Below are 15,710 nucleotides of genomic sequence, written 5' to 3' on the forward strand. Positions count from 1 at the left end.
TTCGTGGCCGCCGGCACGATCAGTCTTGCGATCGACGACTGCATACGAGCAATGGCCGTGCCAGTAGCGACGAAAGCCCGCGGCATCAGGCATTGCGGGCAGTGAGCGAATGTGCGCCAGCGCAGACGAATGTCGAAAAGGAGAGGCGAAACGAGGCGGGACGGGCAAAACTTGCACGGCGCGCGAAAGCCTTCGCGCGCCGCTTTTTACGCAAGCGATCCGCTCAGAATAGGCCGCGGAACGCCCAGAACAGCAGGCCCGCGAGCGCGATCGAAACCGGCAGCGTCAGGATCCACGCGAGCGCGAGGCTGCGCACGGTGCGCCATTGCAGGCCGGAGCCGTTCGCGGCCATCGTGCCCGCGACGCCCGACGACAGCACGTGCGTCGTGCTGACGGGCAAGCCGTAGACATCGGCGGCGCCGATGGTCAGCATCGCGACGAGTTCCGCCGACGCGCCTTGTCCGTACGTCAGATGCGTCTTGCCGATGCGCTCGCCGACCGTCACGACGATCCGCTTCCACCCGACCATCGTGCCCAATCCGAGCGCGACGGCGACGGCGACCTTCACCCACGTCGGGATGAACTTCGTCGCGTGGTCGAGCTGCTTCTTGTAGTTGCCGAGCACGGCGTCGTCGTCCTTGGAAAAGGCGGGCGCTTTCTGCTTCTCCATGATGCGCAGCGCCTCCGACGCGATGTACATCTCGTTGCGCACGTTTCGGACGTTGCCCTGCGGCACTTCGGCCATCGTGTGGCTCGGGCGGATCTGCGCTTCGATCGAGTCGACGACGCGCTTCAGTGACGCGATCGTGTCCGGCGCGAGCGTCTTCGTCTGCACGTATTTTCTCGACCTGCGCGCGCGCGTCGGCGGCGGGCGGAGCGCCGTTGCTGTAGCGCTGCAATACGTCCGATGCGCTGCGGCTCACCGCGACGAACGTCTGCGTTTCGCTCGCCGTCACGGCCTTGTTCAGCGCGTAGGCGGTCGGCACGGTGCCGATCAGGATCAGCATGATGAGGCCCATGCCTTTCTGGCCATCGTTCGAGCCGTGCGCGAACGACACGCCCGTGCATGTCAGGATCAGCAGACAGCGGATCCAGAACGGCGGCGGCGTGTTCTTCTCCGGCTCTTTGTAGAGCGCGGGCACGCGCACGACGAGCTTCAGCACGTAAAGCAGAAAACCCGCGAGGATGAAGCCGACGAGCGGCGAAAACAGCAGCGACTTGCCGACGGACATCGCCTGGCTCCAGTCGACGCCCGACGTGCCGTTCGTGCCGTGCAACATCTGGTTCATGAGGCCGACGCCGATCACCGAGCCGATCAGCGTATGCGAACTCGACGACGGCAGGCCGAGCGCCCAGGTGCCGAGATTCCAGATGATCGCCGCGATGAGGAGCGCGAAGACCATCGCGAAGCCCTGCGAACTGCCGACGCCGATGATCAGTTCCACCGGCAGCAATTGCAGGATGCCGAACGCGACCGCGCCGCTCGAAATCAACACGCCGATGAAATTCCATGCTCCCGACCAGACTACCGCTAAGTTTGGCGTCAACGAGTGCGTGTAAATTACAGTGGCGACAGCATTCGCCGTGTCATGAAAACCGTTGACGAATTCGAAGCCGAGCGCAATCAGGAGCGCGACGCCGAGCAGAATGTATGGAAACGCCGACGATTCGCGCACCGGCGCGAGATCTTCGAGCAGATGCAGGACGCAGTACGCCGCGCCCGCGCCGATGGCGAGCAGAAAGAGCAGTAGCGCGAGGCGTTGTCCGAGCGTGCGGCCCGTCTGGGATTGAGGAAAGGCAATCTGGTTCATGAACGCGTCCCTGGGGCTGGTCCTGCGCGAGGTCGTATCGGAAAGGTGAAAAAGCAGACGAGAAGCGTTTCAGAAGCTCAAATGGGCATGTTTCCCGGCGCGTGTGTCGATTTCATGAATCGGGAAACGGCAGCCATTTCGTATGAATTGACGGGCGGCGTCAGATCGCCCGGGGAGACTTCATGACGATGTGGATCGAGGTGACGCTGCACGCGCATCGATCGGACGATGGAGCCGAGGACGCGCTGCATCGCGTGGCCGCATTCGCGGGCGCGGAACCCGTCCGGACGCGCTTCACGACGCGCGAGATTCCGCTGAAAACGCCGCGATGGCGGTTGTCGATCGAAACGCTCGAGGGCGCGCGCACGCTGTGCGCCGTGCAAAAAGAGAGCGTGCCGATGCCCGGCTTCACGCGCTATCGGACTTTCGCGCGGCCCGCGGGTGAGGATCTGGCGGCGTCGCTGGTCGAATTCGCGCATGCCGACGACGCGCTCGCCGAGCCGCTCGCGAACGCGCATCGGGGTATGGCGGCGGACTCGGAAGCCGGGCGCGAGATCGAACGCATCGAATGGCGCGTCGATGCCGGCGGCGCGGACATTCTCGCGTCGCTCGAAACTTCGGAAGGGGAACCGCCGATCTTGCGGCTCGCGGCGCCCGCGCTGAACGGCGCGCTGGACGCCGTCTTCGGGCTCGCGGGCGAGGTGATCGACGCCGCGCCGTTTTTCATCGCGCCGGACGACGAGCACGCATCGCAAGCGGAACCTGTGCATGCCGCGAAACTCGACCTGCCGCGCACGGCGACGCGCCGCGAAGCGTTCGTCGCCATCGCGGCGTCGGTGGCGGGGCAGTGGTTCGGCAACGCGGCCGCGTCGCGCGCGGGTCTGGGCGACGAGCACGTGCATCAGTTGCGCGTCGCGCAGCGTCGGCTGAAGACGCTGCTGAAGCTCTTTCGCGACGATATCGACGACACGTGGAATGCGCGCATCGCGCCCGATCTGAAGTGGTTCGGCGACCTGCTCGCCGATGCACGCGACTGGGACGTCTTCACCGACAGGACGCTGCCTGCCTACGCCGAATCGGACGACGACGCCGCGCGCTGGCAACCGGTCATCGCCGCTGCGGACGTGAAGCGCCGCGTCGCGCGCGACAAGGTGCACGACGCGCTGGCGTCGAAGCGCCATGCACGCCTGATGCTCGCGTTCGTCGAATGGCTCGCGCGGTTCTCATCGCAGGAAGACGAGTCGCCGATGCGCTTTGTCAGCTTTGCCGAAAAACGCATCCGCAAGGACTACCGGCGTATCGCGCGCGCGCCCGATCTCGCGTCGCTCGAAGCGCATGAGCGGCATCGCGTCCGCATCCATGCCAAGCGCCTGCGATATGCGCTCGAATTCTTCCGCTCGGTGACGTCGCGGAGAACGCGTACCGACACGGCGAAGCTGCTCGGCGAATTGCAGACGGTGCTCGGCGAAGCAAACGATGCAGCCGTCGCCGCCGATCGGCTCGCGGCGCTCCCCGAAGCCACCGATTATCAGCGCGGTTTCGCGCGGGCCTGGGGTGCGGCGTCGGCGCGCAAGGACGCGCGCGAAGGCGAGCGGCTGCTGCGTTCGATGCACCGTCCGCGTGTGAAGGCATCGATATAATCCGTCCCATTGTTTCAGCACGATCACAGAGGCTAGAGATGAGTAAAACAGCACCGTCGAAGGTGCGCGATCCGCTGGAACTCGGTGGCTCCGTATGGCTGCGCAGCGGCACGGAGACGCTCGGGGGCGCGGCGCGCATTGCGCTTCTGGCCGCGATCCGCGACACGGGATCGATCACCGCCGCGGCGAAGGCCGTGGGCATGAGCTACAAGGGCGCGTGGGACGCCGTCGACACCATGAACAACCTTGCCGGCGAACCGCTCGTGACCAGCGCGGCGGGCGGCAAGGGCGGCGGCGGCACAACGCTCACGCCATCAGCGTTGCGTCTCATCGACACGTATCACGCGATCGAACGCGAGCATCGGAAATTTCTGGAACGGGCGGGCGCGGCCATCGAAGGCTTCGCCCACGATTGGGAACTGATCGGAAGATTGGGAATGAAAACAAGCGCACGCAACCAACTGGCCGGCAAGGTGACGAAGGTCACGCGTGGAGCGGTGAACGACGAAATCGAACTCGGCTTGCCCGGCGGGCAGACGATCGTCGCGGTCGTCACGCACGAGAGCACGCAGGCGCTGGGCCTGAAGGAAGGCAGCGATGCGTTCGCGCTTATCAAGGCGTCGTGGGTCATGCTGATGGAAGACACCGGCGCAAAGCTGTCGGCGCGCAACCAGTTGCGTGGCACGGTTGCCAGTCTGACGAAGGGCGCGGTGAACGCGGAGGTTTCGCTGTCGCTCGACGGCGGCACGACCATCACCGCGATCATCACGAACCAGAGCGCGGACACGCTCGGCCTGACGCAAGGTCAGAAGGCCGTTGCGGTGATCAAGGCGTCGAGCGTGATTATCGGCGTGAACGATTAAGGCATCATGCAGTGAACGCAGCGGCCGCGTCAGGCGGCCGCGCGGTCGTCCTGCGGCAGTTCAGTGCGGCGTTCCGGCGCGCGAAATTTCTTCGACTTCCAGCTTGCCCGCACATACGGACGCTCATGGCCCGACAGCCCGAGCGCGATTTCCGTGATCCATTGCTGCGTCGGCACGGGCACGCCGTGCAGCGCCACGACGACCGCCGCGAGACTCGCGGCGACGGGCGCCGGCGCGAGCCTGCCGGACTCGGCGCGCCACGCGAACCACACGAACGCGAGCGCGACGACCGCGCCGAGCGCGCAACCAGCGACCACTTCCGATACCGAATGCGCGTCGAGCACGACGCGCGACACGCCCACCCATACGCCCAGCAACAGACCGAGCGCGACGCCGATGGCGCGCCACGCGCCGCGCGCGGGCAACAGCGCGACGAAAATCGCTACGGGCAGCACCGCTGTGGACATCAGCGCATGTCCGCTGACGCCGGTGAAGTCGAGATGGCGCACGCCGATACCCCAGCCGATAAACGCGATCTTGCTCAACGCGACGAGGCCGCTCGCCGCGCCGAGCAGTGCGAGCCACGCGACAGAATATTTCCATCGATAGCCGACGGCGAGCCATGCGGCGACGATGAGGGCCACCGGCCCCATCACGCCGACGCTGCCGAGCGCGGTCACGGAGATCCAGGCGGAAACGGGTAGGTCTACGGTCATTGGTTTTGTGGGAATAAGGGTTGCTGCAGTGCGGCAGCGGCGAGCGGGCCGTTCTGCCGGCGGCTGGCGCTTCGACACGCTGCCGCAAATTCGCTCCAGTATAACGCTTGGGAACATACTGAATTATCCGACATTGCTTAAAGCGAGTTGACGGTTACATCGCGTAACTATCGTCTAATTTTGGCTATCTTCGCGATTTGCTGTTAATTCATCCCGAGATCTGTGCGCTCAAGGCAGGTTATCCAGCCGTTTTAATGTTATTGTGCAATGCACAACACGGCGCGCGTTTTCGTCGCGCCATCCCATTGCATGAAGTGGAGGACCCAGCCGAAATGTCCAAAAGCCTTACCAAGCTCTGGTTGCGCGGCTTGAGACGCCTGGTCGCCGGCCAAGTCGAAGCGATCCGCACACCCAAGCCCCGTGCGGCGGCCAAGCCCGCGCGCGCGAAAACCGTCAAGTCGAAACTGAAATCGGGGGCGTCTGCGAAGGCGGCAACAGCGCCCCGCGCCAGCGCGCGTCCCGTGCCGCGCGAATCGCGTGTGCGTCCGCGCGCGTCGGCGTGGGCGCGCGGGAAGTGGGCGCGCTCGTATCATTCGGCCCCGCCGACGAGCGGCCGCTTCGTCAATCACATGTCCTACGCGCTCTATCTGCCGCCGAAAGCCGGGTCCGAGCCGGTTCCGCTCGTGGTCATGCTGCACGGTTGCAAGCAGAACGCCGACGAATTCGCGCAAGGCACGCGCATCAATCTGCTTGCCGATCGATACGGATTCGCGGTGCTGTATCCGGAGCAATCGAAGCACGATCACGCGCATCGTTGTTGGCGCTGGTATGACGATTCCGGTAGCGCCGGCGGTGGCGAAGCTGCGTCCGTCGTCTCGCTGGTGAACGCGATGGTCGAGCAGCACGATCTGGATCCGGAGCGCGTCTATCTTGCGGGCATGTCCGCCGGTGCGGGACTCGCGGCGCTGCTCGCCGTGCGTTATCCGCACGTGTTCGCGGCCGTCGGCCTGCACTCGGGCGTGGTGTTCGGCGAGGCGCGTTCGGCCATCGGCGCGATGGACGTCATGCGCCGCGGCGCGCGCAGCGATCCCGTCACGCTCATCGACGCGGCTGTCGACGTTCGCGATTATCCGGGCATGCCGGCGATCATCGTGCACGGAGAACTGGATTCGGTGGTCGCGGCCGCGAACGCCGAGCAGCTCGCCAAGCAGTTCCTGCGGCTGAACGGCTTCATCGACGCCGCAGGCAATCGCCGCGCGGGCGAGGCGCGCGAGGAAGCGCATCCGGATGGTGTCGTGACGGACTATTTCAAGAACGGCCGACGTGTGGTGAAGACGTCGATCGTGCGCGGCCTGGGCCATTCATGGGCCGGCGGCGACGATACCGTCGCTTTCCACTCGTCCAAAGGACCGGATTCTTCAGCGGTGATGTGGGAGTTTTTCAAGCACCAGCGGCGTCCGAGCGAGGCCGCGCGCGATGCGTACGTCGCCTGACGCCCAGCGTGCCGTGTTGCAGGTGTTGCAATTTAGTCTTTAGTATCAGCGTTCTAGCGATTAGGGCTGGCGTTGGATCAGGGATTACCCTATAATCCGCTTCATAGGTAGTAACCCCAGTATTCAAGCGAGGCCCACCATGTTCCTGCTCAGCCGCATTTTCCTGTTCCTGACCAAATCCGCCGATGAACGCGATCGCGCGCGCGACGACGCTTATCTCGCCGAAGCCACGGACATCTACGATCTCGAATATCGTATGAAGAAGCTGGATCAGCGTGCTACGGCGCGTCACCCGGCGTGGATGTCCAACTAAGCTCTGCCTTCGACGGTTCTGGAACATGCCGGCCTTTTAGGCCGGCATTTTTGTTTCCGCTCGCGTCGTCTCAGACGAGCTTCACGCGCACATCCACGTTGTTGCGTGTCGCGTTCGAGTACGGGCAAACCTTGTGTGCTGCATCGACCAATGCCTGAGCGTCGGGCGCGTCGAGGCCCGGCAGCGACACGCGCAGCTCGATATCGAGCTTGAATCCGCCTGCATCGTTGGGACCGACGCCCACGTCCGCCGTTACGCTTGTATCGGCCGGCACTGCGCGCTTTTGCTGACCCGCGACGAACTTCATCGCTGAGAGAAAGCAGGCGGAATAGCCCGCAGCGAACAATTGCTCGGGATTCGTACCCGGTGCGCCCGTTCCGCCCAGTTCCTTCGGCGCGCTCAACTTCACATTCAATTGCTCGTCCGAGGAAATGGCGCGGCCATCGCGTCCACCGGTGCTGGTTGCCGTCGCCTTGTACAGGATGCTCATCGTTTCTCTCCTTATGTTTCGGTTCTCAGATCAATACTGCGTTCACCACGGCGTAAATATATCGCGCTATTAATTAGTGTGCAAATTAAAATTCCACGATGGGGCCGTTAGCGTGTTGCTATCGGTTCGGATCAGCCGTCGATGTACTCGCCGAGGGAGGCGCGCAGCCGCACCAGATCGTTGCGCAGACGCAGCATCGCGTCGATGTCCGAACCGGAGGCGCAGTAGATTTCGCTGGGAATCGCGCGGGCGGCTTGTTTCAGCGCGGCGCCGGCGTCGGTCAGTCGGATGTGAACCTGGCGCTCGTCTTCCACGCCGCGCACGCGCTCGACATAGCCCTGCGCTTCGAGACGCTTGAGAAGCGGTGTCATCGTCGCGGAATCGAGCGAGAGACGCGCGGCGATTTCCTTGACCGTGAGGTCGTCGGATTCCCAAAGCACGAGCATCGCCAGGTATTGCGGATACGTCAGCCCGAGCTTCTCCAGCAGCGGCTTGTACGCCTTCGTCATCGCGAGCGAAGTCGAATAGAGCGCGAAGCACAACTGCTGATCGAGTTCGAGCGGAAACTCAGGCAAAACGTTTGACGAGGTCATGACAGAGGCGCGGCGAAAGGCCGGGATGGCCGATCTCGCTAGTGTACGTGCAATGCTTCGCGCACGAATCATCGCCGCGCCCGTTCGAAGAGCGCGGCATCCGGTCAAGCCTTGGGCGTGCCCGGTGCGTCGGGAATGTCCGGCGAATCGGGGGACTGCACGCCGAAACAGCCGCGATAAGTCGCGTAAAACGAGCAATACAGCGCGGTCGTGACGATGATCGATGCCGGCATCAGCACCGCGAGCGCCATTTCCTGTCCCACGCCGAGCGCCTGCATCAGCGTGGTCAGGCCGAACGAGACCGCGAGCGCGATCACGATCCACAGCACGCCGTAAAAAATGAACGCGCCGCGATTGCGCCAGCACGAGACGAGGCTGAAGAACAGCGCCTTCGCGGGCGGCACGTCGTGCCACGCGACGAGGATCGGCGCGAACCAGAACAGCATCGCGATCGGGACATAGCACGCCATCGCGACGAGCACCGCGAGCGGACTGAAGCTCGCGGCAACCGTTTCCGGATCGCCGCTCGGGCCGTCGCCCATCATGATGCTGAGCAGCGTGCCGCCATCCACGAGCGCCGACGCCATGAAGATGACCATCATCGCGACGATGTACAGCGCGCCCAGCGCGAGCAGCCTGCGCGCGACGACGCTGCCGTACGAGCGGAATCCGTCGACGAGAATGGTCGGCCAGACGGGCTTGCCCGCGATCGTGTTGCGGCACGCCGCCATGAAGCCGACCGCGACCCCCGGAATGAACAGCAGCGGCAGCAACGGGCCGACGAGCGGCACACGGGAGATCAGCGTCATCACGAACAGATACGCGAAGAACACCGTGAGGAAGGCAAACGGGTTGCGGCGGAACAGCCAGATGCCCTGACGGAACCACACGTAGCCGGTCTTGGCCGGAACTTCGATCAGTCGCATGTTGCTGGTTATCGATTGGCGGGAGAAGCGGCTTTGACGCGTTCGCGCAGAATGCGTTCGAAATGGCCGGGATCGTGCGCTTTGAGCATTTGCGCTTCGCGCGGGCGATGAAAGTCGAAAAGGCGCGAGACCCAGAAGCGCATCGCGCCGGCGCGCAGCATGTCGTTCCAGTGACGCTCTTCGGCGGGCGTGAACGGACGCACCGTCTGATAGGCGCGCAGCATCGCATCGACGCGCGCGGGATCGAGCACGCCGGTGGCGAGATCGATGCACCAGTCGTTGACCGTTACGGCGACATCGAACAGCCACTTGTCGACGCCCGCGAAGTAGAAGTCGAAGAAACCGCCGAGGCGCGCGTGCCCGCGGCCGTGCGCGAACAGCACGTTGTCGCGGAACAGGTCGCAATGGCACGGGCCTTCCGGCAGCGACGCGTAATCCGCCGAGCCGAAAAATTCAGCCTGATGCGCGAGTTCGTCTTCGAACAATGCCCGCTGCTCGCCGCTTAAAAATTCGGCGATCGACGGCGCCTTCTGCTGCCACCATGAAAGGCTGCGCAGATTCGGCTGATGCTGCGCAAAGTCGCGCCCCGCGAGATGCATGCGTGCGAGCATCTGCCCCACTTCGATGCAATGCGCGGACGTCGGCGCGAGTTCGGGCGCGCCTTCGAGCTTCGTCACGATCGACGCGGGCTTGCCATGCAGCATGCCGAAGAGCGAGCCGTCGCGGCGCGGCATCGGATCGGGCACCGGCACGCGATGCGAAGCCAGATGGCGCATCAGATCGAGATAGAACGGCAGTTGCGTTGCCGTGAGATTCTCGAAGATCGTGAGCACGTACTCGCCGTGCGTCGTCGTGAGAAAGAAATTGCTGTTCTCGATGCCCGACTGGATGCCGCGAAATTCGACGACATCGCCGAGATCGTAGTCTTGCAGCCAGTCGCCGAGGTCGGCGTTGGTGACGGGAGTGAAGACGGCCATGCGGGAAACGTCGGTCAGGTTGGACGGCCAGGAAGAGGCCGGTGAACGGTGGCGCCGGGCATGCAGCCACGGTGCCGCGACCCGCCCGGAAAGAGCGGGTCCGAAGCCATCTTTAAGTGATCAGTAATGCAGGTTGATCGACGGCAGGCGCGTACTGGCCTTGCCGTTGTCGCGCACTTGCGGCGACGTGTCGGCGGGCGCGCTCATCTGATAGCGCGTGCCGAAATTGGAACGCACGTCGATTTCGACGGGCTTGCCCTTGTCGCGGAATTCGGTGATCTCGGTGCCGTTGGTGCTCAGCTCGTGATAGCTCGGTGTGCGCGGCGGCGAAATCTCGACTTTCGAGCTGACGTTCGCGGGCGGACGGTTGATGGATTTCAGATCGGGCAGGCCCGCCGCTTCTTCCGGCGACATTTTCTGCACCGCCGGTTGGGGTTCTGCGTTCGCGGCTTGCTGCGCCGGCTGCGCGAATGCGCCGAAGCTTGCTGCGGCGAGGACTGCCGCGGCGGCGGCGCAAAGGTGCGGCTTCATGATGGTTCTCCAGGCGATGGCCGGATTCTAACAAAACGGTTGCTGACTGAGCGGCGCGCGCGCAGCCAACGCCTTATTTTGCGCCGCTTTCGCGAAATTTGACTTCGAACGTCAAAAACGTGTTGCGAGGTGTGATCGCACGCACTCACGTGAGGAGGGACTTCATGGTCCGCACATTCTTCCGTGTTAATGTCGATTCATTACGAGGGCATCGAAGAAAGACACAAGATCATGACAAACGACCGGACTCAAAGCACGCAGGGCACGCCTGCCAACGATTTTCCGACCGAATCCTTCGAAGATCCCGCTGCGGCGGTCGCGCGTCTGTCGGCGATCTATGAAGCGAATACCGCATTTCTGCGCGATGCATTCGCGCGCTATCGCCGCAACGAGCAGTTCACGCATCGCGTGCGCGCGTGCTATCCGTTCGTGCGCGTGCGTACCGAGCTCAACTCGCAGATCGATTCGCGGCGCTCATATGGTTTCGTGGCGGGGCCGGGCATCTACGAAACGACGCTGACGCGTCCCGATCTTTTCGGCGATTACTATCGCGAGCAATTGCGACTGCTGACGAAGAACCATCACGTCGGGCTCGAAGTCGGTGTGTCGGCGCATCCCATTCCGATTCACTTCGCGTTCGCGGAAGGCATCCATCTCGAAGGCGATCTCGATCGCGACCGGCTGCTCGCGATGCGCAATATCTTCGATACGCCCGACCTCGCGCTGCTCGACGATCGCATCGTCAACGGCACGTACGAGCCGGGGCCGGGCGAGCCGCACCCGCTTGCGCTCTTCACGGCCGCGCGCGTCGATTTCTCGCTGCATCGGCTGAGGCATTACACGGCGACGTCGCCCACGCACTTCCAGAATTACGTGCTGTACACGAACTACCAGTTCTATATCGACGAGTTCGTGAAGCTCGGCCGCACGATGATGTCGCGCGCCGACGACGAGGAAACGCGCGCGTATCGCAGCGCGTATTCATCGTTCGTCGAACCGGGCGATGTCGTCACGTACAACGCGAATCTCGGCGAGCAGCCGGAGGAAGGCGCGCAGCCCGCGCGTCTGCCGCAGATGCCCGCGTATCACCTGAAACGCGCGGACGGCAGCGGCATCACGATGGTGAACATCGGCGTGGGGCCGTCGAACGCGAAGACGATCACGGATCACATCGCGGTGCTGCGTCCACATGCGTGGATCATGCTCGGACATTGCGCGGGGCTGCGCAATACGCAGCGTCTCGGCGATTACGTGCTGGCGCACGGCTATGTGCGCGAGGATCACGTTCTCGATGACGATCTGCCGCTTTGGGTGCCGGTGCCTGCCCTCGCGGAAGTGCAGGTTGCGCTGGAGCGCGCGGTGGCGCAGGTGACGCAGCTCGAAGGCGTCGAACTGAAGCGCGTGATGCGTACGGGCACCGTCGCGAGCGTCGATAACCGCAACTGGGAGTTGCGCGATCATCGCGAGCCGGTGCGGCGTTTGTCGCAAAGCCGCGCGGTGGCGCTCGATATGGAGAGTGCGACGATTGCGGCCAATGGATTCAGATTCCGCGTGCCGTACGGAACGCTGCTATGCGTGTCCGATAAGCCGCTGCACGGTGAATTGAAGCTGCCGGGAATGGCGGATCAGTTCTATCGCGCGCAGGTGGATCAGCACTTGCAAATCGGCGTCAAGGCGATGGAACTGCTGCGCGAGAATGGGTTGTCGAAGCTGCATTCGCGGAAGTTGCGCAGCTTCGCGGAAGTGGCGTTTCAATGATGCCTTCTGCGTGAGACGATGCGAGCGGTTCATGAAACCGCTCGCATCGAGTCTCGATTAAAGATAGAACATCCGATCCTCATCCGACTTGCTCTCAGCCGGCTGTTCGACCGATTCCTCGCGATCTTCATAGAAGCGCAACACGGCTTCGAGCACCTGATCCGGATCGTCGATGACTTGCATCAGGTCGAGATCCTTTTCGCTGATGACGCCGTTGGTCAGCAACGTGTTCTTGAACCAGTCGAGCAGGCCGGCCCAGAACTCCGCGCCGACGAGCACGATCGGAACGTGACGTGACTTCTTCGTCTGGATGAGCGTGAGCACTTCCGCGAGCTCGTCCAGCGTACCGAAGCCGCCCGGCATCACCACGACCGCGTCCGAGTTCTTCACGAACGTGACCTTGCGCGTGAAGAAGTGACGGAAGCGGAGCGAAATGTCCTGCCACTGATTGCCCGATTGCTCGTGCGGCAACTCGATGTTCAAGCCGACCGAAGGCGACTTGCCCGCGTGCGCGCCTTTATTCGCCGCTTCCATGATGCCCGGCCCGCCGCCGGATATGACGGCGAAGCCCGCGTCGGAGAATTTCTGCGCGATTTCGATCGTGAGCTGATAGTACGGCGACTCCGGTTTCAGACGCGCCGAACCATAGATGCTGATGGCAGGGCGGATCTCCGAGAGGTACTCGGTCGCCTCGATAAACTCTGCCATAATCGTGAACATCTGCCACGATGCGCGAGCCTTCTTGGCCGTCGCGCGCTCTTGATCTGCGAGCGATCGCAGACTCGGAATCACTTTTCTCTTGTTCATAATGCCTGAAGAACTAAGTCTTGAAGGTAAGACCCTGCTATTGGTCGACGGTTCTAGTTACTTGTACCGGGCCTACCATGCAATGCCGGACTTGCGAGGCCCCGACGGCGGGCCCACCGGCGCTCTGTATGGAATGGTCAACATGCTGCGGCGCTTGCGGCGCGAAATCAATGCAGAGTATAGCGCGTGCGTATTTGATGCCAAAGGCAAGACTTTCCGCGACGACTGGTACGCCGACTACAAGGCCAACCGCCCTTCGATGCCCGAAGACCTCGCGAAGCAGATCGAGCCGATCCACGTCGCCGTGCGCGCGCTCGGCTGGCCGCTCGTGATGATCGAGCGCGTCGAGGCGGACGACGTCATCGGCACGCTCGCGGTCGAAGCCGAAAAGCGCGGCATGAAGGTGATCGTGTCGACGGGTGACAAGGATCTGGCTCAACTCGTGACGGATCATGTCACCCTCATCAATACGATGACCAACGAAACGCTCGACCGCGCCGGCGTGCTCACGAAGTTCGGCGTGCCACCGGAGCGCATCGTCGACTATCTGTCGCTCATCGGCGATACCGTCGACAACGTGCCGGGGGTCGAAAAATGCGGTCCCAAGACAGCGATCAAATGGCTCACGCAATACGAAACCCTTGATGGCATCGTAGAGCATGCGAACGAGATCAAGGGTGCGGTAGGAGACAATCTGCGCAAGGCTCTGGACTTCCTGCCGATGGCGCGAAAGCTCGTTACCGTGCACACGGAGTGCGACCTCACATCGCAAATCGAATCGATCGATGCGACGCTTCAATCGCGTCCCGAGTCGCGCGACGAACTGCGCGACGTGTTCCTGCGTCACGGCTTCAAGACGTGGCTGCGCGAAGTCGAAATCGCTGATGCCGTCGAAGGCCCGACCGATACGCCGCCCGCCGAAGTTACCGAAATCGTGCATCACTACGAGACGGTGCAGACATGGGAGCAGTTCGATGCGTGGCTCGAGCGCATCAATGAAGCGGAGCTCACATCGTTCGATAGCGAAACCACGTCGCTCGATCCGATGACCGCGCAGATCGTCGGCATGTCGTTCTCGGTCGAGCCGGGGCATGCGGCGTACATTCCGGTCGCGCATCGCGGGCCGGACGCGCCCGAGCAACTGCCGCGCGACGAAGTGCTCGCGAAACTCAAGCCGTGGCTCGAAGATGCATCGAAGAAAAAGGTCGGCCAGCATCTGAAGTACGACGAGCAGGTGCTCGCCAATTACGGCATCGAAATGCGCGGCGTCGAGCACGACACGCTGCTGCAATCGTACGTGCTGGAATCGCATCGTCCGCACGACATGGACAACCTCGCGTTGCGTCATCTCGGCGTGAAGACGATCAAGTACGAAGACGTCGCGGGCAAGGGCGCATCGCAGATCGGCTTCGATGAAGTGCCGCTCGACAAAGCCTCCGCGTATGCGGCCGAAGACGCCGATATCACGTTGCGTCTGCATCAGGCGCTCTATCCGCAAGTGGCGCAGGAGGAAGGCTTGTTGCGCGTGTATCGCGACATCGAAATGCCGACTTCGCGCGTGCTGCGCAAGATGGAACGAAACGGAGTCCTGATCGATCGCGAACGGCTCGAAGCGCAGAGCAACGAGATTGCGAAGCGGCTCATCGATTTGCAGGCGCAGGCGTACGAATTCGCGGGCGGCGAGTTCAATCTCGGCTCGCCGAAGCAAATCGGCCAGATCTTCTTCGAGAAGCTGCAATTGCCGGTCGTGAAGAAAACGCCGAGCGGCGCGCCTTCCACCGATGAAGAAGTGCTGCAGAAGCTCGCCGAAGACTATCCGCTGCCGAAGGTGCTGCTCGAGCATCGCGGGCTGTCCAAGCTCAAGTCCACTTACACGGACAAGCTGCCGCGCATGGTCAACGCATCGACGGGACGCGTGCATACGAACTATGCGCAGGCCGTCGCGGTGACGGGGCGTTTGTCGTCGAACGAGCCGAACTTGCAGAACATTCCGGTGCGAACGGGCGAAGGGCGGCGCATTCGCGAAGCGTTCATCGCATCGCCGGGCTGCAAGATCGTATCGGCGGATTATTCGCAGATCGAGCTGCGCATCATGGCGCACATTTCCGGCGACGAATCGCTGATGCGCGCGTTCAGGGAAGGCGAAGACGTGCACCGCGCGACGGCGTCGGAAGTGTTCGGCGTCACGCCGCTCGAAGTCGACAACGATCAGCGCCGCATCGCGAAGGTCATCAACTTCGGCCTGATCTATGGCATGAGCTCGTTCGGGCTCGCGTCGAATCTCGGCATCACACGCGATGCGGCGAAGCTTTATATCGACCGCTATTTCGCGCGTTATCCCGGCGTTGCCGCGTACATGGAAAATACGCGCGTGATCGCGAAGGCGAACGGCTTCGTCGAAACTGTGTTCGGCCGGCGTCTGTGGCTGCCCGAGATCAATGGCGGCAGCGGGCCGCGCCGTCAGGCGGCGGAGCGCGCGGCGATCAACGCGCCGATGCAGGGCACCGCCGCCGATCTCATCAAGCTCTCGATGATCGCGGTGCAGGACTGGCTCGAAGCGTCGGGCATCGGCGCGAAGATGATCATGCAGGTGCACGACGAACTCGTGCTCGAAGTGCCCGAAGAGGCGCTGCCCGAGGTCAGGAAGCGCTTACCTGAACTGATGTGCGGCGTCGCGAAGCTGAAAGTGCCGCTCGTCGCGGAAGTGGGCGTCGGCACCAACTGGGAAGAAGCGCACTGAAATTCCCGGTGCAAGGACATATGCGCGGATGTCGCATATGTCCGACATGTTG

The 15,710-nt window shown here is 63.0% G+C and carries 13 protein-coding genes and 1 pseudogene; 6 read left to right on the forward strand and 8 right to left on the reverse strand.

The features are described 5' to 3' along the window. Positions 1-223 precede the first annotated feature (223 nt). Positions 224-1,811 (reverse strand): annotated as a pseudogene (locus tag NCS67_RS14105) (inorganic phosphate transporter). 182 nt (positions 1,812-1,993) lie between these two features. Here NCS67_RS14105 and NCS67_RS14115 point away from each other — a divergent pair. Together NCS67_RS14115 and NCS67_RS14120 are read left to right on the forward strand one after the other, a co-directional pair. Next, positions 1,994-3,451, forward strand: coding sequence for a CHAD domain-containing protein (locus tag NCS67_RS14115; RefSeq protein ID WP_250435471.1), 1,458 nt, complete (start codon positions 1,994-1,996; stop codon positions 3,449-3,451). 38 nt (positions 3,452-3,489) lie between these two features. Next, a complete protein-coding gene (locus NCS67_RS14120) occupies positions 3,490-4,314 on the forward strand; it encodes a TOBE domain-containing protein (protein WP_034471893.1) in 825 nt (274 codons plus the stop codon). Between the two features lie 29 nt (positions 4,315-4,343). Here the strand turns inward: NCS67_RS14120 and NCS67_RS14125 are convergent, their stop codons facing one another. Continuing rightward, positions 4,344-5,030, reverse strand: a complete 687-nt coding sequence (locus tag NCS67_RS14125; RefSeq protein ID WP_033536080.1) for a phosphatase PAP2 family protein — start codon at positions 5,028-5,030, stop codon at positions 4,344-4,346. Between the two features lie 332 nt (positions 5,031-5,362). On the opposite strand from NCS67_RS14125, the gene NCS67_RS14130 reads away from it, so the two are divergent. Together NCS67_RS14130 and NCS67_RS14135 are read left to right on the forward strand one after the other, a co-directional pair. Beyond that, a complete protein-coding gene (locus NCS67_RS14130) occupies positions 5,363-6,523 on the forward strand; it encodes an extracellular catalytic domain type 1 short-chain-length polyhydroxyalkanoate depolymerase (RefSeq protein ID WP_008353987.1) in 1,161 nt (386 codons plus the stop codon). 139 nt (positions 6,524-6,662) lie between these two features. Beyond that, positions 6,663-6,836 carry a DUF3563 family protein gene (locus NCS67_RS14135; protein WP_008353986.1) on the forward strand — a complete coding sequence of 58 codons (174 nt, stop codon included), beginning with the start codon at positions 6,663-6,665 and terminating at the stop codon, positions 6,834-6,836. 70 nt (positions 6,837-6,906) lie between these two features. On the opposite strand, the gene NCS67_RS14140 is transcribed toward NCS67_RS14135, so the two are convergent. The 5 genes from NCS67_RS14140 to NCS67_RS14160 form a co-directional block, all read right to left on the reverse strand. After that, positions 6,907-7,326: an organic hydroperoxide resistance protein gene (locus NCS67_RS14140; RefSeq protein ID WP_175982510.1), complete on the reverse strand. Its 420-nt coding sequence runs from the start codon at positions 7,324-7,326 to the stop codon at positions 6,907-6,909. A gap of 131 nt (positions 7,327-7,457) precedes the next feature. Then, positions 7,458-7,919: a MarR family winged helix-turn-helix transcriptional regulator gene (locus tag NCS67_RS14145; RefSeq protein WP_250435472.1), complete on the reverse strand. Its 462-nt coding sequence runs from the start codon at positions 7,917-7,919 to the stop codon at positions 7,458-7,460. 104 nt (positions 7,920-8,023) lie between these two features. Next, complete coding sequence (locus NCS67_RS14150) at positions 8,024-8,845, reverse strand: BPSS1780 family membrane protein (RefSeq protein ID WP_008353981.1); 822 nt, start codon at positions 8,843-8,845, stop codon at positions 8,024-8,026. An 8-nt stretch (positions 8,846-8,853) separates the two neighbouring features. Then, entirely contained in the window at positions 8,854-9,822 is a 969-nt protein-coding gene (locus NCS67_RS14155; protein ID WP_250435473.1) for a homoserine kinase, read from the reverse strand. Positions 9,823-9,942: 120 nt separating this feature from the next. After that, the gene (locus NCS67_RS14160) at positions 9,943-10,353 is read right to left on the reverse strand and encodes a hypothetical protein (protein WP_008353979.1); all 411 of its coding nucleotides are present in this window, start codon (positions 10,351-10,353) and stop codon (positions 9,943-9,945) included. A 231-nt stretch (positions 10,354-10,584) separates the two neighbouring features. Here NCS67_RS14160 and NCS67_RS14165 point away from each other — a divergent pair, with 231 nt between their 5' ends. Beyond that, complete coding sequence (locus NCS67_RS14165; protein WP_008353978.1) at positions 10,585-12,111, forward strand: AMP nucleosidase; 1,527 nt, start codon at positions 10,585-10,587, stop codon at positions 12,109-12,111. A 57-nt stretch (positions 12,112-12,168) separates the two neighbouring features. On the opposite strand, the gene NCS67_RS14170 is transcribed toward NCS67_RS14165, so the two are convergent. Continuing rightward, positions 12,169-12,918, reverse strand: coding sequence for an LOG family protein (locus tag NCS67_RS14170; protein WP_008353977.1), 750 nt, complete (start codon positions 12,916-12,918; stop codon positions 12,169-12,171). Between the two features lies 1 nt (position 12,919). Here NCS67_RS14170 and polA point away from each other — a divergent pair, with 1 nt between their 5' ends. Beyond that, complete coding sequence (polA, locus tag NCS67_RS14175) at positions 12,920-15,658, forward strand: DNA polymerase I (protein WP_250435475.1); 2,739 nt, start codon at positions 12,920-12,922, stop codon at positions 15,656-15,658. Positions 15,659-15,710: the final 52 nt, after the last annotated feature.

It is taken from the genome of Caballeronia sp. ATUFL_F2_KS9A, from assembly GCF_023630765.1.
Lineage (GTDB): Bacteria > Pseudomonadota > Gammaproteobacteria > Burkholderiales > Burkholderiaceae > Caballeronia > Caballeronia zhejiangensis.